The sequence below is a fragment of the Bradyrhizobium sp. 14AA genome (assembly GCF_054185205.1).
Genome location: NZ_JAVAYM010000001.1, coordinates 367,544 through 392,461, shown reverse-complemented (window position 1 = coordinate 392,461; position 24,918 = coordinate 367,544). Strand labels below are relative to the sequence as shown.

At 64.2% G+C, this 24,918-nt stretch carries 25 protein-coding genes; 4 read left to right on the top strand and 21 right to left on the bottom strand.

Annotated elements, in window-relative coordinates; all coding sequences use genetic code 11:
• Positions 1-169: 169 nt before the first annotated feature.
• The 12 genes from RAD15_RS01720 to RAD15_RS01665 all read right to left on the bottom strand — a co-directional run bounded on the left by RAD15_RS01720 (position 170) and on the right by RAD15_RS01665 (position 11,784).
• Positions 170-1,288 (bottom strand): helix-turn-helix transcriptional regulator, encoded by a 1,119-nt coding sequence (locus tag RAD15_RS01720; RefSeq protein WP_458173755.1) that lies wholly within the window; start codon positions 1,286-1,288, stop codon positions 170-172.
• Between the two features lie 110 nt (positions 1,289-1,398).
• Positions 1,399-2,517, bottom strand: coding sequence for a helix-turn-helix transcriptional regulator (locus RAD15_RS01715; protein WP_458173753.1), 1,119 nt, complete (start codon positions 2,515-2,517; stop codon positions 1,399-1,401).
• A gap of 260 nt (positions 2,518-2,777) precedes the next feature.
• The gene (locus RAD15_RS01710; RefSeq protein WP_458173751.1) at positions 2,778-3,026 is read right to left on the bottom strand and encodes a DUF6894 family protein; all 249 of its coding nucleotides are present in this window, start codon (positions 3,024-3,026) and stop codon (positions 2,778-2,780) included.
• Positions 3,027-3,249: 223 nt separating this feature from the next.
• On the bottom strand, positions 3,250-4,215 hold the full coding sequence (locus tag RAD15_RS01705) for a helix-turn-helix transcriptional regulator (protein ID WP_458174971.1): 966 nt from the start codon (positions 4,213-4,215) through the stop codon (positions 3,250-3,252).
• 238 nt (positions 4,216-4,453) lie between these two features.
• Positions 4,454-5,608, bottom strand: a complete 1,155-nt coding sequence (locus RAD15_RS01700; RefSeq protein WP_458173749.1) for a helix-turn-helix transcriptional regulator — start codon at positions 5,606-5,608, stop codon at positions 4,454-4,456.
• Between the two features lie 293 nt (positions 5,609-5,901).
• Entirely contained in the window at positions 5,902-6,399 is a 498-nt protein-coding gene (locus tag RAD15_RS01695; RefSeq protein ID WP_458173747.1) for a hypothetical protein, read from the bottom strand.
• A 62-nt stretch (positions 6,400-6,461) separates the two neighbouring features.
• Entirely contained in the window at positions 6,462-6,935 is a 474-nt protein-coding gene (locus RAD15_RS01690; RefSeq protein ID WP_458173745.1) for a MaoC family dehydratase, read from the bottom strand.
• Positions 6,936-7,322: 387 nt separating this feature from the next.
• Positions 7,323-7,745 carry a hypothetical protein gene (locus RAD15_RS01685; RefSeq protein ID WP_458173743.1) on the bottom strand — a complete coding sequence of 141 codons (423 nt, stop codon included), beginning with the start codon at positions 7,743-7,745 and terminating at the stop codon, positions 7,323-7,325.
• A gap of 12 nt (positions 7,746-7,757) precedes the next feature.
• The gene (locus RAD15_RS01680; protein WP_458173741.1) at positions 7,758-7,979 is read right to left on the bottom strand and encodes a hypothetical protein; all 222 of its coding nucleotides are present in this window, start codon (positions 7,977-7,979) and stop codon (positions 7,758-7,760) included.
• Positions 7,980-8,177: 198 nt separating this feature from the next.
• A complete protein-coding gene (locus RAD15_RS01675; RefSeq protein ID WP_458173739.1) occupies positions 8,178-8,996 on the bottom strand; it encodes a lytic murein transglycosylase in 819 nt (272 codons plus the stop codon).
• 128 nt (positions 8,997-9,124) lie between these two features.
• A complete protein-coding gene (locus tag RAD15_RS01670; protein ID WP_458173737.1) occupies positions 9,125-9,922 on the bottom strand; it encodes a shikimate dehydrogenase family protein in 798 nt (265 codons plus the stop codon).
• Positions 9,923-9,927: 5 nt separating this feature from the next.
• A complete protein-coding gene (locus RAD15_RS01665; RefSeq protein WP_458173734.1) occupies positions 9,928-11,784 on the bottom strand; it encodes a flavin-containing monooxygenase in 1,857 nt (618 codons plus the stop codon).
• A 175-nt stretch (positions 11,785-11,959) separates the two neighbouring features.
• On the opposite strand from RAD15_RS01665, the gene RAD15_RS01660 reads away from it, so the two are divergent.
• Both RAD15_RS01660 and RAD15_RS01655 read left to right on the top strand, forming a co-directional pair.
• Positions 11,960-13,585 (top strand): long-chain fatty acid--CoA ligase, encoded by a 1,626-nt coding sequence (locus RAD15_RS01660; protein ID WP_458173732.1) that lies wholly within the window; start codon positions 11,960-11,962, stop codon positions 13,583-13,585.
• A gap of 55 nt (positions 13,586-13,640) precedes the next feature.
• Positions 13,641-14,852 carry an acyl-CoA dehydrogenase family protein gene (locus RAD15_RS01655; protein WP_458173730.1) on the top strand — a complete coding sequence of 404 codons (1,212 nt, stop codon included), beginning with the start codon at positions 13,641-13,643 and terminating at the stop codon, positions 14,850-14,852.
• Positions 14,853-15,079: 227 nt separating this feature from the next.
• On the opposite strand, the gene RAD15_RS01650 is transcribed toward RAD15_RS01655, so the two are convergent.
• Together RAD15_RS01650 and RAD15_RS01645 are read right to left on the bottom strand one after the other, a co-directional pair.
• Entirely contained in the window at positions 15,080-15,988 is a 909-nt protein-coding gene (locus RAD15_RS01650; protein WP_458173728.1) for an amino acid ABC transporter substrate-binding protein, read from the bottom strand.
• Between the two features lie 174 nt (positions 15,989-16,162).
• Positions 16,163-16,582, bottom strand: a complete 420-nt coding sequence (locus RAD15_RS01645) for a nuclear transport factor 2 family protein (RefSeq protein ID WP_458173726.1) — start codon at positions 16,580-16,582, stop codon at positions 16,163-16,165.
• A gap of 146 nt (positions 16,583-16,728) precedes the next feature.
• Here RAD15_RS01645 and RAD15_RS01640 point away from each other — a divergent pair, with 146 nt between their 5' ends.
• Both RAD15_RS01640 and RAD15_RS01635 read left to right on the top strand, forming a co-directional pair.
• Positions 16,729-17,970 (top strand): amidohydrolase family protein, encoded by a 1,242-nt coding sequence (locus RAD15_RS01640; protein ID WP_458173724.1) that lies wholly within the window; start codon positions 16,729-16,731, stop codon positions 17,968-17,970.
• Between the two features lie 214 nt (positions 17,971-18,184).
• Positions 18,185-18,496, top strand: coding sequence for a hypothetical protein (locus RAD15_RS01635; protein WP_458174969.1), 312 nt, complete (start codon positions 18,185-18,187; stop codon positions 18,494-18,496).
• 12 nt (positions 18,497-18,508) lie between these two features.
• Here RAD15_RS01635 and RAD15_RS01630 read toward each other — a convergent pair whose 3' ends face one another.
• The 7 genes from RAD15_RS01630 to RAD15_RS01600 form a co-directional block, all read right to left on the bottom strand.
• Positions 18,509-19,429: a DUF1932 domain-containing protein gene (locus tag RAD15_RS01630; RefSeq protein WP_458173722.1), complete on the bottom strand. Its 921-nt coding sequence runs from the start codon at positions 19,427-19,429 to the stop codon at positions 18,509-18,511.
• A complete protein-coding gene (locus tag RAD15_RS01625; RefSeq protein WP_458173720.1) occupies positions 19,429-20,298 on the bottom strand; it encodes an ABC transporter substrate-binding protein in 870 nt (289 codons plus the stop codon). The genes RAD15_RS01630 and RAD15_RS01625 overlap by 1 nt, the downstream gene beginning before the upstream one ends.
• Before the next feature lie 19 nt (positions 20,299-20,317).
• A complete protein-coding gene (locus RAD15_RS01620) occupies positions 20,318-21,001 on the bottom strand; it encodes a 4-carboxy-4-hydroxy-2-oxoadipate aldolase/oxaloacetate decarboxylase (RefSeq protein ID WP_458173718.1) in 684 nt (227 codons plus the stop codon).
• A complete protein-coding gene (locus RAD15_RS01615; RefSeq protein WP_011086622.1) occupies positions 20,998-21,711 on the bottom strand; it encodes a PIG-L deacetylase family protein in 714 nt (237 codons plus the stop codon). Before RAD15_RS01615 ends, RAD15_RS01620 begins: the two co-directional genes overlap by 4 nt.
• A gap of 68 nt (positions 21,712-21,779) precedes the next feature.
• Positions 21,780-23,081, bottom strand: coding sequence for a C4-dicarboxylate transporter DctA (gene dctA / locus RAD15_RS01610; protein ID WP_458173716.1), 1,302 nt, complete (start codon positions 23,079-23,081; stop codon positions 21,780-21,782).
• Entirely contained in the window at positions 23,078-23,962 is an 885-nt protein-coding gene (locus RAD15_RS01605; RefSeq protein WP_458173714.1) for an amidohydrolase family protein, read from the bottom strand. The genes dctA and RAD15_RS01605 overlap by 4 nt, the downstream gene beginning before the upstream one ends.
• Entirely contained in the window at positions 23,962-24,915 is a 954-nt protein-coding gene (locus tag RAD15_RS01600) for an amidohydrolase family protein (RefSeq protein WP_458173712.1), read from the bottom strand. Before RAD15_RS01600 ends, RAD15_RS01605 begins: the two co-directional genes overlap by 1 nt.
• Positions 24,916-24,918 lie beyond the last annotated feature (3 nt).

Here is a 24,918-nt window from a genome sequence, read left to right as displayed (position 1 = left end):
TTGCTTCACAAAGATCGACCATGCCGAACAAGAAAGCGTGTGACGTCTCCTAAAAGAGAACGCGGCACATCGCGTCATTCAATCGAATGACGCGCGATAACTTTCTAATGATGCTTCTGATTGAACCTAATGGCGCGTCGAACGACTCGCCTCGCGCCGCGACGGCGCGTCAGTGCACGAGCGGATTGGAGAAGCCCGCCGCGAGCTTGACCAGATCGGCTTGACGGGAAACGCCGGTCTTGGCGAAGACGCGATGCAGATGCGTCTTCACGGTCGTCTCGGCGACGCCGAGCGCGGCCGCCGTCTCCGGCACGCCGCCCACCGTAACGATGGCCTGGAGAACCCGCAGCTCTGCCGGCGTGAGTTCGAACGCGCCGTCGATCAGGCCGGCACATGAGTGGACGTCGAATTCCGCTTTCCAGACAAGCAGGGCTCCGACGGCCGACGTGCGCTCCGTCGCGCCGGCGCGCAGCAGCGAAGGCAGCGCGATCACGTGGGCGACATAGTGCGATCCGTCACGCGCCGTCAGAGAAATCTTTCGACCGGCAGCTGCCGCTGCGGCAACCTCCCCTGCGTCACGGAAGATATCGCGCAGCGCCACATTGGTCGCGGAGGATCCCGCCACCAGCCGGCCCGAAACGGACCGCAGGACATCGTCGGCGGCCAGGATCGTCTCCGCGGCGGGATTGCTGTGAACGATGCGGCAGGCCGAATCGAGCAGGATGACGCCGGCACTGAGGCCGTCCACGACGTCGGCGAGCGCGCTCGCGCGCTGCTGCTTGCGCTCGATCGCGCGGTTGATCATCAGCGCCCGGCTTGCGTGCGGGGCGAGGAACTGCATGCGTGCGCGCTGCCCGGCGTCGAGCATGTCCTTGCCCGGGATCACGGTCAGCAGCATCGGACACGGCGACTTCGACTGCTCCAGCACCACGTTTGCGACGTCGATGCAACCCTGGGGCCGCAGCCATTCCTGGAAGAACCGCCCGCGGCGATACTCGTCGAAATCGACGAGATCCGGAATGTTGCGCACCTCGCCGTAGCGGGGCAGCCGCGCGAGGGGATCGTATTGGGCGTAGGTCTCGGCGTAGAGCTGGATGTAGTGCGGATCGACCCCGCAATAGTAATGCGTCGCGCCTGATTTGCTGACCTTGTCCTTCGAGATCAGACCGCAGGCCTGGCTGCCAATGAAAGCGTTGAGTGCGACGACGACCTCGCCCCACAACTCAAGGTTGAGGCCAGCATCGTATATGCTCTCGATCAGCTCGGACTGTGTTGGAGGTCGGGGCATCGGAACAGCCAATGGTCAAACACGGAGATTGCGAAATGTTCGTCATGCCCGGCGGCTTCTGTGAGTCTATCAAGGGAGCAAAAGGTTCAACTTCGGCAGGGATTTACGGATCAGTTGAGGAGCGGATTGGCGAATCCCGCCGCGAGCTTGACGAGATCGGCCTGCCTCGAAACGCCCGTCTTGGCATAGATGCGCTGCAGATGCGTCTTCGCCGTCGTCTCCGCGATTCCGAGCGCTGCCGCCGTCTCCGGAACGCCACCGACCTCGACGATCGACAGGAACACGCGCAGCTCCGCCGGCGTGAAGTCGAAGGTCCGCGCCATCAGCTCGCCATAGGACCCGCCTCCGAGCGCGACCTTGCGCAGGAGAAGCGCACCGACGGCGTCGGGCGCCCGGTCGCTGCCGTTACGCAGTACGGAGGCCAGCGGCAGGACATGTGCGACATACCGCTCGCCACTGAAAGAGAGCAGCGGAATCGCGCGGTCTCGCGCGGCCACCATGGCAATGTGGGCGCGACTGGCGAAGGCGTCGCGCAGCGTCTGGTTGGCTTCGGCGCTGCTGGTCACGAGCTGTCCGGCTGTGGACCGAACCACGTCATCGGCCGCGAGCAACGCGTAGCCGGCCGTATTGGCATGCACAACCCGGCAACTGGCGTCGAGCAGGAAGATGCCGGACGCCAGATTGTCCAGGACGTCCGCCAGCGCGGTGGCCAGCGTCAGTTTTGCGGAGATGGCGCGGTTGATCAGGAGGGCACGGCTGGCGTGCGGAACGATGAGCGAGAGCCGATGCTTCATCACGGGATCCACCATGCGCCGGCCCGAGAGCACCGTCATCATCACCGGGCAGCTCGCATTCGACCTGTCGAGCACGACGTTGGCCGCATCGCTGCAGCCCTGCGGCTGCATCCACTCCTGGTAGAAGCGCCCGCGCCGGTACTCATCGAAATTGACGAGCTCCGGGATGCTTACAATCTGGCCGTGCGGCGGCAGAACCGTCAGCGGATCGAACTTCGAGTGGGTCTCGGAATAGAGCTGGATGTAGTGCGGATCCGCCCCGCAATAATAATGCGTGACCCCGAATTTGCTGATCGAGTCCTTCGAGAACAGCCCGCAGGCCTGGCCGCCGACGAGATCGCGGATGCCGGTGACGACGTCGTTCCAAAGCGAGGGATCGAGCCCGGCATCATAGATAGCCTCGACCAGGTCAGGCAGTTTCTGTGGTCCGCGCATGGCTCAAAATGGCACTGAATGATCAATGCCATGCAACATAACAGAACCGGAGCATGCGACATCCTCCGTTCGGAGGAGGCGCCGGCCGGGCGGATGGGGCCCGGCCGGCGGGCACCGCGTTCAAGCCGCCAGGGCTGATGCCGGCTCAGAACGCGACGCGAACGCCACCCTTCGCGGTGCCGGTGCGGCTCTGGCTCAGAACGAACCGAAGCCGTTTCGTGGAGCACTGATGCAGAGTTGCGACACCGCCCCCGCGGTGCTTACGCCTGGTCCCAGCCAACCTTCTCGGCGTTCTCGGCCCAGACCGCGGCGCGATAGATCTCGCGTCCGCCATTGTCGCGCACGCGTATCCAGGCGTCGCGGTCGCGCAAATCGTCACGCCACACGAAAAGATGGCTTGCCATCTCGTTGGCCACCACGAAGGTTGCTTCGGGGCATTCGAACACCATGCCGCCCGGATCGATCTTCACGATATTGCCGACCAGGAGATCAAAGAAGAAACGGCGCATTCCAAACTCCAACTCTCGGCGCCGCACGACACACGGCGTCATGACCTACTCCACGCGCCCGAATACGTAATGGGCCGAAATGGGGATGCTGCGGTAGGCACCTGCCTCGTTGCACGGACCGGCGCGATCGACGCGCCTTGGTCATGACCTCGCGGTCAAGGATCATGTCAAATCCCTTCTTCTGGTCGAAATCGGCAGAGGCTGAAAATTCAGTCGCGCGCACTCACGGCAATTCGCCGCTCCTGATGTCGCTCGGCGTCGCGTTATAGGTCCGCCGGAAGCAGCGGTTGAAATAAGAGAGATCACCGAAGCCGACATCGTAGGCGATCGAGCTCACCGTCCGTTCGGCGAACTCGGGTTCCCGCAGCATGCGATGAGCGCGCTTGACGCGTTGCTCGATCAGGAAGGAAGAGAACGTCTTGCCGTCGGCCTCGAAAAGGCGCTGGAGATAGCGCGGCGTCACGCCGAGCTCCTGGGCAACCGACGCCACCGACAGATCCTGCCGCCAGCAATTGTTGGCAATGGAGACTTTCGCTTTCTGGAGCCGCGCCGCCTTGACGCCGCGCCGTCCGGCCAGCTCCCGCGTCTCACCGGTGGCGCCGAGGACGAGCGCCAGCAGATCGTGCAGATGTCCGACCCCGAGCTGCCGCAACGATGGCACCACGAACACCTTCTCCCGCACCAGCGTCACCGCGTAGTCGACCAGCAATCGAAGTCCGGTCGAGCTCTCCGGCATGACGCGCATCACGGCATCGTCGACATCCACGATCATCGGCGCCAGCACGCGTCTCGGCACACGTAGCGAGAAGCAGCTGCCCAGCGACAACCTCTCGAACGTCGTGACGTCCTCCGCACTCGTCAGGACCGCCTCTCCTGCCTGAAGCCTCAGATCGTGTCCTCGCTCCGATATCCCGAGAACGCCTGACCTGTTCACGATCAGGGCGAGGCTGTCGTCGCCATCGGCAACGAGCTGCCTGGTGCGAATGACGCGTGCTCCGCACAATCCCCCCATCAGCAGCTGGGCTTCCGGCAAGACGTGGGACGTGAAGCTCGCCGCGGCGGGCTTTCCCTCCCTGGGCTCGACCTCCGCCTTCAACACCCCGCGGCAATAGAATTCGCGAAGCAACGGGATGCGCTCGCCTTCGGGAATTTCATTCGTTGAAACATTGAGAACGGAAAAATCAATCATGCTGTTCACTGCAATCTTTCCGGCCGACGAGCAGGTCCGGCCACACGCTGTCGTTCCTCACACGCGCGTTCAATGCCATCGCGGCACGTCTTCGCATCGCTCGCTGCTCTTCACTTGTCAGGAGCGCGATATACGAAAGTATGAAATGACGCGCGTCCTGCATTCGGAGGACCCGAGAGCTCGATTCATCACAATGGATTGAGATTGCCGAACGTAACCGCAAACGATGTGAAATGGATCACACGACGTCATCGCCGTTCGTTCGCAGCGCGAACGGCACGGCAAAGCCGGCGGCGATCTTCACGAGATCGGCCTGCCTGCCGGCGCCGGTCTTCTCGAACAGGCGACCGAGATGCGTCTTCACCGTCGTCTCGGCGATGCCGAGCCTTGCCGCAATGTCGGGAACGCCGCCGATCTCGATGATGGCCATCAGCACGCGCAGTTCGGACGGCGTCAGCCTGAATGCCGTCGCGATCGCATCGCCTGCGAGCACTGGCAGCATCGATGCCCTTTGCACCAGGAGCACCGTGGCTGCAATATCGCGCGGCAGGCTGCGATCCCGCTTCAGCGGAAAGGCATGGAGCAGATAATGCTGACCGTCAACCGACGTCGCAAGCTCGATCTGACGACGAGTGGCGGAATGTGTTCCGCTGCCTCTATCGATTTCGTACAGGCTGCGGAATATTTTGTCGGCCTGGGTGTTGCGGGCCACGATCCGGTCGCCCACCATGGCAAGCAGATTGGCATCGGCGAACAGCTGGCGGCATGCCGCGTTGGCATGAACGACCCGACCGTCCGCGTCGAGCAGGCAGATCGCCGTGCTGAGTCCGTCGAGGACATCGGCAAGGTCGTCCACCGTGTGCGAGCGGGCCCTGATCTGCCGGCCCATGATCCTGGAACGCTGGATGTGCGGAGCAAGCAGCCGCATGCGCTCGCGCATCGCCTCGTCGACGGTTCCGCGAGAGCGGTGGCGCAACACCTGCAAGATCGTGGTGCGCGCATCCGACTTCTCGAGCGCGATGGTCGCGAGGTCTATCGCCCCTTGCGGTTCCACCCACTCGCGATAGAAGCTCGTCGCCAGGAAATCCGCATGGGGCATGATGTCGGTCACGCCGATCGGTTGCTCGGCCACGTGATCGAGATGACGATCGAGCAGAGGGTCGAGCTCCACATATCGGTCACGATAAAGCTGGCGGAAGCGGAACTCGGTCCCAAAATGCTGATGGATCTCGATCGAGAGCCTGGCTGAATCCCTGGACAGGATGGTCGCGGCACAGCCGCCGACGAAATACGAAACCTGCTCCAGCGCGCCGCTGCGCAGCGCGGGGTCGACCGCCGCATCGTAGATCTCGCCGACGAGGGACGAGAACCGGTTTGCCTGAAGGATCGTCATTGGTGGGACGACGCGAGCAGCGCGTTGCCCGTGCGAGAACGAGAGCTCGCGTTCCGGGAACCGGCGCAGGAGACGAGCCGGTCAATGGCCGCCTTCGACGAGTAAAAAACGTTGTAGCGAAATGCTGGAATATCGAACATCGTCCTTGCGTAACGTCAACCGCAGGGTGCGGCTTGGACGTTTCCGCCAAAGACTAGGATAAATACGAACAGCGCGCCGGCAGTGTGCGATGAGTCACGCGCCTGCTCGCTGCCACGCGTTTCATCGCCGTCGATGCTGACGGCTTCGGCAACTTATTTCCGGTTCTCCTCGCAGAACTTCAGCGCGGCGAGCGCTTCGCCGGCGCGGGGAATCTGCATCTCGATGCTGTCCTCGTCGTCGTCCTCGAAGTCGAGCGAGAGGCGCTTGGCCTTGGACAGCCGGTCCATGATCGACTGATCATACTCGAAGATGCCGCGCACGGTGGTCTTGTCCATGACCTCCCACTTGGCCTTCTTCATGATGTCGGCGTCGTCGGTGCCGACGTCGGCCCGGAGGATCTCGCCGACCTTGTCCCATTCCCAGCCGTCGTAGATCATCACGATCACGATCGCCTTGTCGGAATAGGTGATCACGATGACATAGTCGCGGTTCTCGTCATCCTTGTCCTTGTAACCACGGCTCGCGTTGCAATGCGTGTCCTGCGTACGCTTCTCGATGGTCCAGTCGCCGACCTTGGATTGTTGCGCGAACGCCGGCCCGGCACTCAAGGCGCCGGCAAGCAACCCGGCGGCGAGAAGGAATCGTTTCATGTCGGCCTCCAGCGTGTTCCCCGGGCCGAGATGACCACCTCCGCCGGCGGCCCGCAAGGGCTTCAGGCGCCTGCGCCGGGCGATGCCTCCGGCTCCCGCCGCGGCACGATCGCGATCGGGGTAAAGGTGTAAACCTCCTCGCCGCTCTGGTTGAACATCGTCCATTTCACCAGCGCGATCCCCTGAGGCTTCGACTTCGAGGGCGTCAGGCTCATGACCTCGCCGACGAGATGCAGGCGGTCATTGGGCCGCACCGGGATCGTCCAGCGCAGGCCGTCGACACCGGCGCCGATCAGCGGATGCGAGCCGAACGGGCGGGCCTGGATCGCCAGATTCATGGCAATCGCGGCGGTGTGCCATCCCGAGGCAGCGAGCCCCCTGAACAGGGTCCCCTTGGCGGCCTCGTGGTCGAGATGCATCGGCTGCGGATCGAACTCGGCCGCGAAACGCTTGATGTCGGCCTCGGTGACCTGAACTTCCGGAGATTTGAACCGCATTCCGACGGTAAGATCGCCGAACCACTCGACCTGCGCCATGATTTTGCCTCGCAATGTGATGCACCGCCTCCGAAGACGCGGCCGAAAGACTTGAATAAAAAGCGGGATGTAGCGGGCCCGCAGCGCACAAGCCAACCCAGGGTTCCCCGGCGAAACTCTTTTCCCGATGCGACGAAACACCCCTGAAACAGATGGCCGCTTTAGTGGTTGTCAAAATCAAACAGGGACGGCCACCATGCAATTCCTCCTGGACCTGATCTACGACTATGCCTGCTGCCAGAACCTCGTCGCGCAGCCGCCACGGGAGGACGGGCTATGATTGAGCTGATCTCCGCCCTGCTCGCCCTTTGCAGCGTCGGCGTTTTTGCGGCGCATGCGCTGGATGCCTATCGCACCACGCATTACTGAGCGGCACCTCCCCCGGCGCTAGAACGGCCGCCGGTAAAAATGCTCCGAATGCGTTGCAGGCGGAAACCTGTTGGCGAGCGCGATCGCGCCCCTCTCGTCCGTCTCGAGCGCGATCTTCTGCGCCAGCATGACGTCGCCCGGCACGAGGAAACCTGACGGGACGAAGCACCACCCCATCGTCGCCCGCCCTTCGCAGTCGATCTCATGGACGTTGGCGGCCGTGCCATAGTGAATGCGATACGTCTTGCCGGTATCACAGCCGACGACATCGAAATAGCGATGCTGCTCGAACTGCGCGCGCTGCTCCGGCGACAGCCAGTCGGCCAGAAGCCGGCGGCCGCGAGCATCCGGCGTGTTCTCGCCGAAGAAGCGCCGATAGAGTTCGCGCAACGCGTGCAGACGCGCACGCGCCGGCGCGCGGAGCCAGACTGCCGCAAACATGATCAGCTCAGATCAACCGCCGACCAGGCGGGGATAGAACAGCGTTTCGTGCGCGGTCGGATCGAACGATCTGATACGGGTCACTTCACCGGGCCCGGTCCGCAGCGCGGCAGTGAAGCCGGCGCCGGTCAGTTCCCGGAAGCGCTGCTCGGCCTGCGCCAGCGCTTCGGCATTGCCAGGATCAAACTCGTGGCGCGTGTCGCCAGTCTGGTCCATCACGATCTGGGTTGCCATGTTGAGTCTCCTCATGCCCAGCCCTGAACCCCAACAAAGCAAACCTCGTGCCGTCGGTTCCTGATAGCAACAACTTTCTCGCGCCGACGCATCACGCCTTGCTGAGCTAGAGCGTTTTCGAGCGAAGTGGATGCCAATTCGCCTCGAGAAAACGCGTCAAAACATGAATCGAGAGCCCCGTTCGAAACGAGGCTCCCGTCAGCGCGAGGCGGCGGCCCCTCCCCCCTCGTCGATCTGCCGCCCCATCAGCGCGATTGCCTTCTGATAGACGCCGGCGGCATTCCAGGCCTCGATGGCGGCGAAGTTCGGCTCGCCCGGCTGGTAACCGGCTCCCGCGCGCCAGCCATGGGCTTTGAGGAAATTCGCCGTCGAGTTCAGCGCGTTGGCGGCAACTTCGAGATTGCCGGTGCCATAGGCCAGGATGTTCTTGGGCATGAACTGGGTCTGGCCGACCTCGCCATGCATGGAGCCGCGGGTCGCCCCCGACAGCGTGCCGCGATCGATCAGCTTCAGCGCGGCATAGAGCTGGTCGGTGAAGAATTCGGGACGGCGGCAGTCATACGCAAGGGTTGCGATCGACGACAGCATGTTCTGGTTGCCGCGCTGGCTCCCGAAGCCGGTCTCCATGCCCCAGATTGCGATCAATGGCCCCGGCGGGACGCCATAGCGCTGCTGGATCGAGGCGAACAAGGCGGCCTGCGACTGCTTGAGCTGGCGCCCCTTGGCGACGATGGTGGTGGCGCCGCGCTTGGCGAGGAACTGGTCGAGCGACAGCGAGAAGCTGCGCTGGCCGCGGTCGGCCGCGATGGTGGCGCTGGCGTAATTGGTCTGCATCAACGCCGAGATCGCGGTCTGGCCGATGCCCTTGCCCTGCGCCTCCGCGCCGAACTCGCGCTTCCAGGCCTCGAAGCCGGCCGGCGAGCTGCCGCATTGTGCGGCCTCGGCCACGGCTGCCAGAGAGAGAAGCAGCGCGGTCGCACCAAGCACCGCCGTCGCAACTGTCCTGCCCTTGATCATTCGATTGTCCTCTCTCCGCCATACGCGACCGGCTCGCGCGGGCGCATGATCCTACGTCACCTGCGCGCGCTCAAGCCCCGTCCGAGGCCATCGGTCCGGGTAAGACCTCTTGACACCCCGGTGATGCCCTAATCGCGATGAAGCAGGAAATCCACCATGATGCTCTGGTGCTGCTCGTACATGTCGGTGCCGGTCCCGGTCACGCAGCCGAGCTTGCGGGCCTCCGCGATGAAGGGTGACACTTCAGGCCTTGTGATCACGCAGCCGCAATAGGCCGACCGCGCAAGATGCGCGACATCGACCGGCAGCGGATCGCTCTCGCGCATCCCGGCCGGCGTCGCATTGGCGACGAAATCGAAGCCCGCCGGGTCCTCCGAACCAACCCGCACAGGCGCCTTACCGAGTCCGTTGAGACGGCCGATCAGTGCGTCGCGGCGCTCAATCGCGCTGTCGTGAATCGCAAGCTCGCTGACACCGGCCTCCACCAGCGCCAGCGCGATCGCCGACCCCGCGCCGCCCGCCCCCACCAGAAGGGCCCGCATGCCGCTGGGTTCGATCCCCTTCGCCCGCGCCGCGCCGACGAAGCCCAGACCATCCACCATGTCGCCGTGCCACGAACCATCGGCGCGGCGGCGCATCAGGTTCACGGTGCGCAGGAAATGGGCGCGCTGCGTCGCGCTCGCGCAGGCCTCGTAGCAGGCGAATTTGTGCGGGATGGTCACGACGATGCCGTCGAGGTTCTTCAGCCGCGTTGCCACCGAGAGGAAATCCGGCAAATCCGCCGGCGCGACCTGAACGGGCACGAGAATGCCGTCATGGCCGCGGGCGGCGAAGGCGGCGCTCACGCCCGCAGGCGAGCGCACCTGCACGATGGGATCGCCGATGATGACGTAGAGCCGGGTGGCGCCCGATGGTGCCGGGATCATGCCACTCACGCCGGAAACGGGGAGCCGCCCGCCTCCGCGGTCCCATAGGTCATTTCCAGACCATCCAGATTGCCCTCCTTGCGCCATTTGTCGAGCAGCCGCAGGAACGCCACCGGCCCGCGCCAATATTGGCTGTTTCTTGCCGCGACCGGATCGAACACGCCCTCATTGTTGTAATAGCCGGGCGTGCATTCGGCGAGATAGGTCTGGCGGCCGACCGCGGCCTTGACGACCTCCTCGACCCAGGCGTTCTCGGCGGCGAGCGTCGGCTCCAGCGTCCGCGTCTTGCGCTTGCGCGCCTCGGCAATGACGTAGGCGATGTGCTGCGACTGCTCGTCGATGATGTGCGGGAAGTTGGCGCTCTGGCCGGCCTGCACCGTCACGATCAGGAAGCAATTCGGAAAGCCGCGGCTGTAGAAGCCATGCAGCGTCTTGACGCCGTCGCGCCAGCGTTCGGACAGGCTCAAGCCGTCGCGCCCGTAGACCTCGAAGCCCATGCGGCGCGCATAGTCGGTGCCGACCTCGAAGCCGCTGGCGTAGATCAGGCAGTCGAGCCCGTAGGGCTTGCCGTCGACGACAACGGCGTTTTCGGTGATGCGCTCGACGCCCTGACCTTTGGTGTCGACGAGATGCACGTTGGGGCGATTGAAGGTGCCGAGATATTCGTCGTGGAAGCACGGCCGCTTGCAGAACGCCTTGTACCAGGGCTTGAGCGCCGCCGCGGCCGCTTCGTCCTTGACCACGGCATCGACGCGCGCGCGGATCTCCTCCATCTTGCGGTAGTCGGCCTGCTCGATGACCTTCAGTGCTTCCTCCATCGAGGTCACCGGCTGCTTCTGGCGGCGCGGCGCCAGCAATATCTCGCCGAGCAATCCGGTCCAGCCGTCCTGCACCAGGTCCCGTTCGAACGGCTCGCCCGAGATCACGGCGGTGAAATTGTCCATGCGCTCGCGCTGCCAGCCGGACTTGAGACTTTGCACCCAGGCGTCTTCCGTCGGACGGTCGTCGCGCACGCCGATCGCCGATGGCGTCCGCTGGAAGACATAGAGCTCCTTCGCGGAGCGGCCGAGATGCGGCACGCATTGCACGGCGGTGGCGCCGGTGCCGATGATGCCGACCCGCTTGTCGGCAAGTCCGGTCAGACCACCATCCGCTGTGCCGCCGGTGTAGCCGTAATCCCAGCGGCTGGTATGGAAGCTGTGTCCCCTGAACGTCTCGATTCCGGGAATGCCCGGCAGCTTCGGCCGGCTCAGCGGCCCGCCGGCGAGGATGACGAAGCGCGCACGGATGCGATCGCCGCGATCGGTCTCGACCAGCCAACGCCCCTCCTGCTCGCGCCATTCCATCCGCGAGATGACGGTCTGAAACAACGCGCGTTCGTAGAGGCCGAAGTGACGGCCGATGCGGCGGGAATGTTCGTAGATCTCCGGCGCCCGCGCATATTTGCGCACCGGCATGTAGCCGGTCTCCTCCAGCAGCGGGAGATAGATGTAACTCTCGGTATCGCAGGCCGCGCCGGGATAGCGATTCCAGTACCAGGTGCCGCCGAAGTCGGCGGCCTTTTCCACGATGCGGAAATCGTCGATGCCGGCGTCGCGCAACCGCGCGCCGCAGAGCAGGCCGCCGAAGCCGCCGCCGACGATGAGCACTTCCGTCTGTTCGCTAACGGCTTCGCGCGCAAATCCGGCATCGGCCCAGGGATCGTCGAGGTAGCGGCCGAAATCACCGGTCACCTCGACATATTGCGCCTTGCCTTCCGCGCGCAGACGACGATCGCGCTCGTCGCGATAGCGGGCGCGGAGTGCGGCAACGTCAATGGTAGGTTCGCCGGTTGCGCCGGTCTTGTGTTTTTCCGCTGACATCAATCTCCTCCACGGCGGACGCGGCTTCGCGGACAGCCTGCATCAGGTTAGCCCCGAAAAAGCGACGCATGCAATCGCGCTCGCCGCTTTTTGCGTGAACGCCGCGCGGCGTTCCGCTACGCTGAGCTCAAATCACAAGCGTAGGCCACGCAACGACGTGGCTGTGGAGGAGACCATGCAGGGATTGATGATGGACATGCCGCTCCTGATCAGCGGCTTGATCCAGTATGCCGCCGACTATCACGGCGAAGCCGAGGTCGTCGCCCGCGAGATCGAGGGCGACATCCATCGCTATACCTATGCGGACGCCCATCCGCGCATCAAGCGCATGGCACTGGCCTTGAAGCGGCTCGGCATGAAGCGTGGGGACCGCGTCGGCACACTGGCGTGGAATACCCATCGCCATTTCGAGATGTTCTATGCCGCGCCGGGCATGGGCTATGTGCTGCACACCATCAACCCGCGACTGTTTCCCGAACAGCTCGTCTACATCATCAACCACGCCGAGGACCGCCTGCTGTTCATCGACCGCGCCACGCTGCCGATCGTGGAAGCGATCGCGCCGCAGCTGACGACGATCGAGGCCTATGTCGTGATGTCCTCGCGCGAACGGATGCCGGAGACGAAACTTGCGAACGTGCATTGCTACGAGGATCTTCTCGACAAGGAGAATGATGCCGGCTTCGCCTGGCCGGAATTCGACGAGAAATCCGCATCCACCATCTGCTACACCTCGGGCACGACGGACAACCCCAAGGGCGTGATCTATTCGCACCGCGCCGCAATCCTCCAGACCATGACCTGCTGCAATTTCGACTTCCTGCCGGGACATGTCGAAGGCGTGCGCGAGGTGATGATGCCGATGGCGCCGCTCTTCCACGGCAACGGCTGGAACATGCCGTTCACCGCGCCCTATACCGGATCGAAGCTGGTGCTGCCCGGCCGCAACTACGAGCCCGACAAGCTCTACGAGCTGCTCGAAGGCGAGAAGGTGACGCTGTCGGCGGGCGTGCCGAGCTTCTGGCTGATCCTGCTCGACTGGCTGGGCCGCACCGGCAACAAATTCTCGACGCTGCGCGCCACGCTGTCGTCGGGCTCGGCGCCGCCGCGCGCCATGGTCGAGAAGCTGAAGCGCGAGTATGACATCGACTACATCCAGGCATGGGGCATGACCGAGGCCCTGGGTTGCTCGATGCCGGGCTTGCGGCCCGGCTCGGAGCATCTCGGCGACAAGGAGAAATTCGACCGGCGCCAGGTCTCGGGCCGCGCCTGCTTCGGCACCGCCTTGCGCATCGTCGACGATGGCGGCGTTGAGCTGCCACGCGACGGCAAGACGGTCGGCCATTTGCGCGCGCGTGGCCCGTGGGTCGCCTCCGGCTACATGAAGCTCGACGAGGGCCTCGACCGCGACGGCTGGCTCATCACTGGCGACATGGCCGTGATCGATCCCCAAGGCCACGTCACGCTCACCGACCGCTCCAAGGACGTCATCAAGTCCGGCGGCGAATGGATCTCCTCGATCCAGCTCGAGGACGCCGCGCTGTCTCATCCCGATGTGCTGCAGGCCGCCGTGGTCGCAATCAACCACGAAAAATGGCAGGAACGTCCCCTGCTCCTCGTCGTCCGCAAAAAGGGAGCAACCGTCGATGGCAAGACGCTGCTCGACCACATGCGCCCGAAGGTCGCAAGCTGGTGGCTGCCGGACGCCGTCGAATTCCTCGACGAATTTCCGATGACCGGCACGGGCAAGGTGCTCAAATCCGCGCTGCGCGAGAAGTTTAGGGACTATCGCGTCGCTTGAAGCGACGCGCGATCGCGCTGAAGCCCGCGCCGTCCACCGAGCAAGGAGACCAGAGATGCTCTACCCGATGTCGCCCAAAGTCGTCGAGCTCAAGCGCAAGCTCGAAAGTTTCATGGACCGGCACATCTATCCGAACGAAGAGCGCTTCTATCGCGAGGCGGAAGAGCTCGGACCGTGGAAGGTCTATCCCGTCGTCGAGGAATTGAAGCCGCTGGCGCGCGCGGAAGGCCTCTGGAATCTGTTCCTGCCGGAGTCGAGCCACGGCGCGGGCCTTTCCAATCTCGACTATGCCCCGCTCTGCGAGGTCATGGGCCGCTCGCATCTTGCGCCGGAAGTGTTCAACTGCTCGGCGCCCGACACCGGCAACATGGAAGTGCTGGAGCGCTACGGCACGGAGAAGGACAAGGAGCGCTGGCTGAAGCCGCTGCTCGCGGGCGAGATCCGCTCCTGCTTCGCCATGACCGAGCCGGCGGTGGCGTCGTCCGACGCAACCAACATCGAAAGCTCGATCGTGCGCGACGGCGACCATTACGTCGTCAACGGGCGCAAATGGTACACCACCAACGCGACCGACCCGCGCTGCAAGATCTGCATCTTCATGGGCAAGACCGATCCTGACAATCCGGACCGGCACAAGCAGCAATCCATGATCCTGGTGCCGATGGACACGCCGGGCATCGAGGTGAAGCGGCCGCTACCCGTATTCGGCTTCTACGGCGTGCCCGACCGCGCCTCCGAGGTCGTCTTCACCAATGTCCGGGTGCCCAAGGACAACATGTTGCTCGGCGAAGGGCGCGGCTTCGAGATCGCGCAGGGCCGCCTCGGCCCGGGCCGCATCCACCACTGCATGCGGCTGATCGGCCTTTCCGAACGCACGCTGGAAAAGATGTGCCGCCGGGTGCGCAGCCGCGTCGCCTTCGGCAAGCCGGTCTCGGAGCAGACCGTGACGCAGGAGCGCATTGCGAAAGCCCGCATCATGATCGAGCAGGCACGGCTGCTGACGCTGAATGCCGCTTACGCCATGGACACCGTCGGCAACAAGGTTGCGAAGGCCGAGATCGCGATGATCAAGGTCGCCGTGCCCAACATGGCCTGCCAGATCATCGACTGGGCGATCCAGGCGCACGGTGGTGGCGGCACCTCGAACGATTTCGGTTTGACACAGGCCTATGCGACGGCACGTTTGCTGCGTCTTGCCGATGGCCCGGACGAAGTGCACCGGAATCAGATCGCCCGGTTCGAACTGAAGAAATATTCGAACGCTTGAGGTTTTTGCACTCTAGTCGCAAAGCGACGGAAGCAGTTGCCCTTCCCTTCTCCCCTTGTGGGAGAAGGTGGCGCGCGTAGCGCGCCGGATGAGGGGTCTCCATCCACGGAGACAGACCCCTCACCCAAGCGAATTCGTGTTGACCAGCGGAGCTGCCCTCTCCCGCAAGGGGCGAGGGCGCAACAGCACGCACCGCGATCGCAAGCAGGCCAGCGCGGCCCCTCGCCTCAGTTCGCCAGATACACGTCCGGATCGTAGCTGGAGCTCGGCTTCTTGAAGGCGTTGCGCAAGGCGCCCGACATCGGGACGTTGTAGTTGAGGCCGTTCGGCGGCGTCGGCGATTCCAGCCACCTCTTGTAGAGCACCTCGATTTCCGGGGTCGCATAAAGCTCCGCGGTCGCGCGATCGGCGAGCGCCTTGAACGGCGCATCCTCTCGCCGCAGCATGATGCCGTAGGGCTCCGGCTTCGAGAACGTCTCCTCGCTGATCATGAAGAGGCCCGGCTCCTTCGAGCGCGCGATCGCGACCGCGAGCTGCACGTCGTCGAGCGCGTAGGCCTGGGCACGGTCGGTCTCCAGCAGCAGGAAGGCTTCCGCCTGGTCCTTGGCCGGCATCACATTGATGCCGAGATTGCGCTCGGTGTTGACCTTGGCGAGCTGGGTCAGGTTGACCGAGCCGGCCACCGCCGTCACCGCCTTGCCCTTGAGATCGTCGATGCTGTTGATCTTTGCGGCTTTCTTCGCCGCGAACCGCGTCGCGCTGAGGAAGTGCGTGTTGGTGAAAGCGACTTGCTTCTGGCGATCGGCGTTGTTGGTGGTCGCCGAGCAATGCAGGTCGAGCGTCCCGTTGACCATCAGCGGAATGCGGTTCGACGACGTCACGGCGAGATAATCGACGGCGATGTCGGGCATGCCCAGCTGCTTCTTCACGGCGTCGACGATCTTGAGGCAGATGTCCATGGCGAAGCCGACCGGCTTCTGGTTTCCATCGAGATAGCTGAACGGGACCGAGGCCTCCTGGTAGCCCAGCGTGATCTTCTTCGTCTCCTTGACCTTCTGGAGCGTGCCCGACAGGTCTTCGGCTGAAGCTGCGCCCGCAAGACAGGTCAAGGCGAGGACAACGGTGGGCAAGCGCATCGACAACTCCTCAAAGGGGGGCTCGCGCCTCCATCCCGGGCGCGATTACGAGAGTTGATAGCGCAGCCGCGCGCCAGCCGCCAGACGAGCCTGCGCCTATCAGCTATCGCGGCTTGCGATATGGTGGCGTTCGTCTCCGCCGAAGCGACCCGGCCTCAAGCGCCGGGACAGCCCTTACGCCTCGATGCCGCGCTGGACCAGGATGCGCTCGGCGCTGTCGTTCCAGACGTCGATCTTGGTGATCTTGCCATTCCGAACCACGAAGCGGTCGACGTAACGGTTGCCCTCGAAGGTGGTGCCATCCTTCCATTCGCCGTAGAGCGTGCCGACGCTGTAGACCACGGTCTCACTATCGCCGGGGCAGACGTCGAACCGCTCCATCTTCTTCTTGACCCAGCGGTAGCGCTTGGCGTTGAAGCCGGTCGGGCCGCGCGGATGATCGAACTCGCGCCCGCCGGTGAAGGTGATCACCGTGCCCGGCGCCATATACACCGCCGCGGCGTCGGGATCGGGGATCATCGATGCCGTGAGATAGGCTTCCACGATCGCGGCATCGGACAATTGCGCGGTTTCGGCTATGGCGGCGGCGGACATGGCAAGCTCTCCCCGGGTTTTGCGGAAGTCTACAGCCGCTTCCGGAGAATACCTGCATATATTTTGAACATTTCCCTCGCTACACTGCCGACAATCTGGAGCCGACGATTCCTGCCGATTGCTCTAAATTCCGCCCGCAAGAAGCCATGACCACCCAATCCGCCTTCGACCTGATCTTTCGCAACGCCCTGTTGCGTGGTGCCTCCAGCCCCGTCGATGTCGGCGTGAAGGGCGACAGGATCGCGGCAATCGAGCCGAAGCTCGCCTGCGACGCCGTCGAGGTCGATGTCGGCGGACACCTCGCCCTGCCCGGCTTCGTCGACACCCATATCCATCTCGACAAGGCCTGCCTGCTCGACCGCTGCGGCCATGACCACGGCAGTCTCGGCGACGCCATCCGGACCGTGTCGGCGATGAAGCGCGACTTCACCGTCGAGGACGTCTATGCGCGCGGCGCCAAGGTGCTCGAGCGCGCCATCGTGCACGGCACGACGCGGATGCGCACGCATGTCGAGATCGATCCGCGGATCGGCCTGCGCAGCTTCGAGGCGGTGAAGGCGCTGAGGCGCGATTACGCCTGGGCGATCGACCTGTCGCTCTGCGTGTTTCCCCAGGAAGGCTTGACCAACGATCCCGGAGCTGAGGACCTGCTGGTCCAGGCCTTGCGTGACGGTGGCGAGGTGATCGGCGGCTGTCCCTATACCGACTCCGATCCAGCCGCACAGCTCGAGCGCATCTTCGACCTCGCGCAGAAGTTCGACGTCGACGTCGATCTCCATCTCGATTTCGATCTCGATCCCTCCTGGTCGCACCTCGACGAGGTCTGCCGGCAGACCGAGCGGCGGAACTACGGCGGCCGCGTCGCGATCGGCCACGCGACAAAACTCTCGGCCTTGCCGCCGGAGCGGATGAAGGCTGCCACCGTGCAACTGGCGAAAGCCGGCGTTGCCGTCACCGTGCTGCCCGCGACCGATCTCTATTTGATGGGACGCGAGGCCACCCACAACGTTCCGCGCGGATTGACGCTCGCCCACAAGCTCGCGGGCGACGGCGTGCTGTGCTCGGTCGCGACCAACAACGTGCTCAATCCATTCACGCCGTTCGGCGATGCCTCGCTGCTGCGGATGGCGAACTTCTACGCCAACGTCGCGCACGCTTCGGTTGGCGATTTCGACACCTGCCTTGATCTGGTGACCGCATTGCCGGCGCGGCTGATGAACCTCGGCGATTACGGCATCAAGGTCGGCAACCCCGCCGATCTCATCGTGCTCGACACCCAAGACAGCCGCTCCGCCATCGCCGAGCTGCCGGATATCGTGATGGGCTTCAAGCGCGGCCGCCAGACCTTTGCGCGGCAGCGGCCTACTCTGTTCCGCCCTGGCCCCTGAACGGCGCTCCACGCATATCTGCATTGAAACGCGACCGATCGCCGCGCCATTTCCGTCCGATAATACCGCTCGCCATTCTCAAACTCCGAATCCGGTACTATCCCGGATAGCAGACTCTCTCCGGAATCCCGATAGCTGCGCGCATTGCAAGTCCCGCGGTGCCGGTCCCAGTAAGCCTGCACTGAAGTCTGCATTGAACGGGGAAAGCATGGACGTGTTCAGCGCATTCAGCAGCATCGACTACCATTCCATTCGAGCGAAGACGCCCGCCGAGGCCGCCATGAAGCGGCTCGACGGCATCGGGCATGTCCTGTCGGACTTCGATCTTGCTGCCGTCCAGACCCAGGATGAGTTGACGCGCGCGCTCCTGACGCTCGATACCGCCGACAAGTGCATTCGTGCGATCCGCGCCGAATTCCGTACCGAAACGGCGAGCGATCGGCTGGTGCGCAAGGCCGAGAACCTGATGGCGCTGATCGAGCGTGCCCGTGACGAGCTCACGGGCGGCGGTGCGACAAAGTCCTGAACTGGAGCCGCGCTATTTCGCGCGATTGATCTTCGCCAGGATTCGATCCGCCTCGGTGCGCCAGTCGGCGCTGCGGGCGAACTCCTGGGTTCCCTTCGTTCCGAACACCCCTTCATCGGCGAGATCGGCCACCCAGGCCTGACGCTCGGCCGTGCCCTGCGCCGACCACGGCGTCAGCCCCGCCTCGCGCACGGTCTCGGCGACCTCACGCACCTCCTCGGCACGGCGGCGGCCGTGCTCGATCACGCGCTGGAAGAAATAGGCGCCCTGCTTCTCCCAGTTGATCGCAGGAAAGGTTTCCGCCAATGACGCCAGCACGGCATCCTCGACGCCATAGGCGCGCGCGGTGGTGAAGCTCTCGATGACCATGGCTTCCAGGCCCTTGATCATGATGCTGCGGCACATCTTCACCGCCGAGGACACACCGAGCTTGTCGCTGGCGACCTTCGCGGCAAAGCCGATCGCGTTCAACAGCGGCTCCAACTCCTTCGCGCCGGGACCGCCGAGCAGCAACGGCACCTTGATGCGATAAGGCGGCACCGTGGTCATGACTGCGCCCTCGACGTATCGCCCGGCCGCGCCATCGATCAGCGCAGCGGCGCGCTGCTTTGCGCCCGGAGAGGCCGAGTTGAAATCGAGGAACCAGGTGCCCTGGTTGATTGCGGACGCGCACGCCTTTGCCACCGGTACGGCCTGGCTCGCGGTGACCGCTGAGATGATGAAATCGGATTTCGCGGTCAGCTCGGCATGAGAGGCCACGAGCGTCACGCCGAATTTCGCCGCATGCTCCTCCAGCGACGCGCCCTGCTCGCCACCGAGCTTGATGTCATAGGCTGAGACCTTGATGTCCTGCTGGCGCAAATCCTCGGCCAAAATCCGGCCGACCTCGCCATAGCCGACCAGCCCGATCTGCCATCGTTTCGGATCCGCCATCAGTTCAGTCCTCGAATCGTTTCGTCGAACAGATCCTCGACCGCATAGCGGCGCGGGATCAGCGCCTGCTGGAATGCGTAGTCGACGATCAGCTCCAGCGATTTCCTGTTGGCTTCGATCCCGAACGGAACGAGGTCGGGTGTCGCCGCCGGCCCCACCTGCTCCTTGTTCCGCTTGAGCAGATCATAGACGCCCGCGACCACGTCGGGCCGCGATTTCGCCAGCTGCCCGGTCACGACCACGAGATGATTGACCGGCACGACACCGCGCCGGGCGTACCATTTGGCGGCTTCCGCCGCCGGATCGGGAAACAGCGGCTTCAGCTTGGGATTGTCAGAGGTCTCGCCGAGGACAGCATCGAGCTCTCCGTCGAGCAGCATCTGCAAGACCTTCTTGTCCTTCGGCGCGCGCTCGGTGGTGTCGACATATTCGGCAACGTGCGGGTCCTCGAAGGTCACCCACTTGATCTTGTCGAGATTGACGCCGTAGTCGTTGGCGAGGATGCCCCTGATCCACGCGCCGGTCGTCGTCGTGAAGGAGCGGATGCCGACGCGCTTGCCCTCGAGATCGGACGGCCCGACCGTTCCATGTGCTGGATTATAGAGCGCGTAGGAATGCTGGAAGCGACCCATCATGGTCGCCGGCAGCAGCACCAGCGGCTTGCCGTGCGCCTTCGCCATCAGATAGGTGACGATCGCCATCTCGCAGACGTCGAAGGCCTGCTCGCGCACCATTGGCTTGAACGCCGTGTTGGTCGGCGTGTACTCGATGAAGTCGAGATCGAAGAGGTCGGAGCGGAGCTCACCGCTCTTCACCGCCTGGACATGGGGATGACTGCCCAGCACGGCCTTCAGCTTGAGACGCTCCATCCGCCCGCTCCGTTTCGCGTCAGACGTCCTCGGGATTGTCGACATAGACGAGCCCGGCCTTCGCCAAGGCCTCGCGCATGCTGTACATGTCGAGGCCGAGCTCGCCCGAGGCGAGACGCTTGCGCTTGCCGCCCTCGTCCGCGTTGCGCTTCTTCGCCTTCTCGGCGACTTCAGCGGCGTAGCGCTTCGGCACCACCACGACGCCGTCGTCATCGGCGACGATGATGTCGCCCGGATCGACGTTGACGCCGGCGCAGACCACGGGAACGTTGACCGAGCCGAGCGTGGCCTTCACCGTGCCCTTGGCCGAGACCGCGCGCGACCACACCGGAAAGTTCATCTCGTGCAGCGCTTTGACGTCGCGGCAGCCGGCATCGATGATCAGCCCCTGCACGCCGCGCGCCTTGAGCGAAGTGGCGAGCAGCTCGCCGAACATGCCATCGGTATTATCGGTGGTGCAGCCGACGACAAGGATATCGCCTTTCCTGCACTGCTCGACGGCGACATGGATCATCCAGTTGTCGCCGGGCTGCGCCAGCACGGTGACGGCAGGCCCGGCAATCGCCGCGCCTGCCCAGACCGGCCGCAGGTAAGGCTTCATCTGGCCGAAGCGGCCGTAGGCTTCGTGCACGGTGGAGACGCCGTATTCCGCCATGCCGGCGGGATCGGCGCGCTCAATGTTGCGAACGACGACCGGCTTCATGCCAGCTCCTCCGCAACCGTCGGGAACAGGCGCTGATAGGCCTCGCCGTACGTCATCGGCACGCCGGTGTTGCGGCTGCCCTGGATGCCGCGGTTGAGCGCGACGCGCTCGTAATAGCCCCAGAGATGTTTTTGCGCGGCCAGGATCTGGAACGCCTCGTACTTCTCCTTCCAGACCTCGTCGATCTTGAGCAGCAGGTCCGGCTTGTAATTGCACTGCTCGGGCTGGTGCGGCTCGAACAGGAACACCGGCGGCGCGGAGTATTTGTACTGTGCGCCCGGCTTATGGCCCATCGCCTGCGCGACCACGCGGGTCTCCTGGGCGAAATGCGCGGCGTTCGGGTGGTCGAAATTATAGGGGTCTTCCAGCGCGTGCGTCAGCACGAAGCTCGGATTGAGCTCACGGTAGATGTCGACCATGCGGTCGAAATGCGCCTCGGTCAGCTTGAGCGGATAGTCGCCGCAGTCGAAGAATTCGATCTCGGCACCGAGCAGCTTGGCCGCCCGCTCCGCCTCGTCCTTGCGGCCGGCCTTGACCGATTCGAGCGTCGCGCCCTTCTCCTTCCAGGCGAACTGGCTCTCACCACGCTCGCCGAAGGACATGCAGACGATCTTCATGCGATAGCCCTTCTTCGCATGCAGCGCGATGGCGCCGCCGGCGCGCCAGACGAAATCGCCGGGATGGGCGGTGACGACCAGACCTGTTTTCATGGGACAAACTCCCTCTTTCGTTCGTAAGCATCATAAGCCGCCCGCGTCATGCCGGCAGCAGGTTCATTTCAAGCGGCCGCGACCGCGGGTTCCTCGCCGTCGAGCACGCGCCTCAGGCGCTCGCCGTCGAGCGCGCCTTCCCATTTGGCAATTGCGATGGTCGCAACCGCGTTCCCGATCAGATTGGTCGGCGTCAGCCCCTGCGACATCAGACGGTGGATGCCTAGCACCAGCGCGACGCTCGTCACCGGAATGCTGCCGGTCGCAGACAGCGTCGCCGCCAGCACGACGAAGGCGGCGCCTGCGATGCCCGCCGCCCCCTTGGAGGTCACGAGCAGGATCAAGAGCAGCTCGATCTGCTCGGCAAGCCCGAACGGTGTGTTGGTCGCCTGCGCCAGGAACACCGAGGCGGCGGCAAGGTAGAGGCAGGTGCCGTCGAGATTGAAGGAATAGCCGGTCGGGATCACCAGACCGACCACACTCTTCTCGCAACCCGCCTTCTCCAGCTTGGTCAGCATCCGCGGCAACACCGTCTCCGACGACGTCGTGGCGATGCAGATCAGCAGCTCTTCCCAGATGTAGCGGATCAGCTTCACAAGCGAGAAGCCACAGAGACGCGCCACCGGTCCGAGCGCCACGACGATGAAGACCACGCAAGTGAGATAGAAGCCGCCGAGGAGCTTACCGAGCGAGGCCAGCGAGCCCACGCCGAACTTGCCGACCGTGAACGCGATGGCGCCGAACGCGCCGATCGGCGCCGCCCACATCACGAAGCCGACGACCGCAAACACCATCTTGGCGGCGATGTCGATCAGGTGGACCAGCGGCGCGGCGCGCTCGCCGAGCTGCACCAGCGCGAAACCGCACAGCACGGAAATGAACAGGATCTGGAGGATGTTTCCTTCCGCAAAGGCGCCGACGAACGTGGCCGGCACGATGTTCATCAGGAACGGCACGAAGCCGATGACGCCAGTCTGCTTGACGTAGGGCTCGATCGCGCTGGCATTGATGCTGGCGGGATCGATGTTCATGCCGACCCCGGGCCTGAGCAGATTCACGGCGACGAGCCCGATGATCAGCGCGATCGTGGTCATGATCTCGAAATAGACGATCGCCTTCACCGCGACGCGGCCCACCCGCGCCATGTCGGCCATGTGCGCGATGCCGTGCACGACGGTGCAGAAGATGATCGGCGCGATCAGCATCCGGATCGCCTTGATGAAGGCATCCCCGAGCGGCTGCATCTTGGCGCCCGCCTCGGGACTGGCGATCCCAAGCGCGATGCCGGCCGCCATGGCGATGAGCACCTGGATCCAGAGCTCCCTCCACCAGGCCCGCCCGCGCGGCTTGTCGATCGCCAGCGCCGTCATCGGTCGAACTCGAACAGGCGCGCGGGATTGTCGACGAGGATTTTTTGCTGGAACTCCGGCTCCGGCGCGAACAGCGGGATCAGATCGACGAGATCGCCGTCGTTCGGCATCACCTTCACGTTCGGATGCGGCCAGTCGGTGCCCCAGATGACGCGGTCCGGCGCGGTCTCGACGATCTTTCGCGCGAACGGCACGGCATCCGTGAATGGCGGACCGGCCGAGGACACCCGCTCCGAGCCGCAGATCTTGACCCAGCACTTGTCGTCGCGCTGCATCAGTTCGATCAGGATCGTGAACGGAAGCTGGTCGAGCCCCTCGGACGCCTTCACCCGTCCCATGTGGTCGATGGTGTAGCTCAGCGGCAGTTTCGCCAGCATGTCGGCATATTCAGGCAGGTCGATCGCATCGAAATGCAGATCGATGTGCCAGCCGAGCGGCGCGACCATGGCGATGACGCGGTCGAACACGCGCTTGTCGGGGACGCCGCCGAGATGGCGGACGAAGTTGAAGCGGCAACCGCGAAAACCGCCCTCGTGCAGCACGCGAAGCCCGCGTTCGGTGATGGTATCGTCGATATTGGCGACCGCGCGGTAGGCGCCGTTGCTCTGCGCGATCGCATCGAGCGCCACCGTGTTGTCGGTGCCGTGCACGCTGGCATTGACGATGACGGCGCGCTCCACGCCGAGCTTGGCATGCAGCGCGCGAAAATCCTCCAGCGGCGCATCCGGTGGCGTGTAGGAGCGGTCAGGCGCGTATGGGTATTTCGCGCCGGGCCCGAAGATGTGGCAATGCGCGTCGCATGACAGCTTCGGCAGCTTGAATTTCGGCGTGCGCGTGTTCGGATCGGGCGGCGGAATGGTGGGCGTGTACATCATATTCATCAGGTGAACTTGAACAGGCGCGCGGGATTGTCGACCAGCAGCTTCTGCCGGACCTTCGCATCGGGCGCGTAGAGGGGAATGAGGTCGACGAGATCGCCGTCGTTCGGCATGACCTTGACGTTGGGATGCGGCCAGTCGGTGCCCCAGATGACGCGATCGGGCGCGTTGTCGATCAGCGCCTTCGCGAACGGCACGGAATCGTGGAACGGCTTGCCGGCGGCCGAGGCGCGCTCGAGGCCGGTGATCTTCACCCAGCACTTCTCGTCCTTCTTCTGGAGGTCGAGCAGCGCGGTGAAACCGGGATCGTCGAGACCCTTCCCGGCCTGCACCGTGCCCATGTGGTCGATCACGTAAGGCGTCGGCAGCGCGGTGAGGATGGATGCGAATTCGGGAACCGTACCCGGCTCGAGATAGACATCGATATGCCAGCCGAGCTCGGCGACGCGATGCACGATGCGCTGGAACTTGCCCATGTCGCCGACGCCGCCAAGGCGTTTGAGGAAGGCGAAGCGGCAGCCGCAGATGCCGGCCTTGTCGAGCGCCGCCAGCTCCTTCACGCTCATCTCGTCATTGACGTTGGCGATGCCCTTGTAGGCACCCTCGCTCTGGGCAATGGCATCGGTGACGACGCGATTGTCGGTGCCATGCACAGTGGCATTGACGATGACGCAGCGCTCGACGCCGATTGTCTCGTGCACGCTATGGAACGTCTCGAGCGGCGCATCGGCCGTGTTGTAGGGCCGCTTTTCCGAGAACGGGTAACGCGACGCCGGCCCAAAAATATGGGTATGGCTGTCGCAGGATTTCGCCGGCAGCTTGAACGACGGCGTCTTGGGATTGGGATCCGGCGGATCAATCGTCGGAATCGTCTTCGGCTCTTGCGCGCGCGCTTCGCTCGCGAGCGCCCCGCCGGCCAGTCCGGTCAAGAGATGCAAGCACTCCCGCCTGTTCATGTT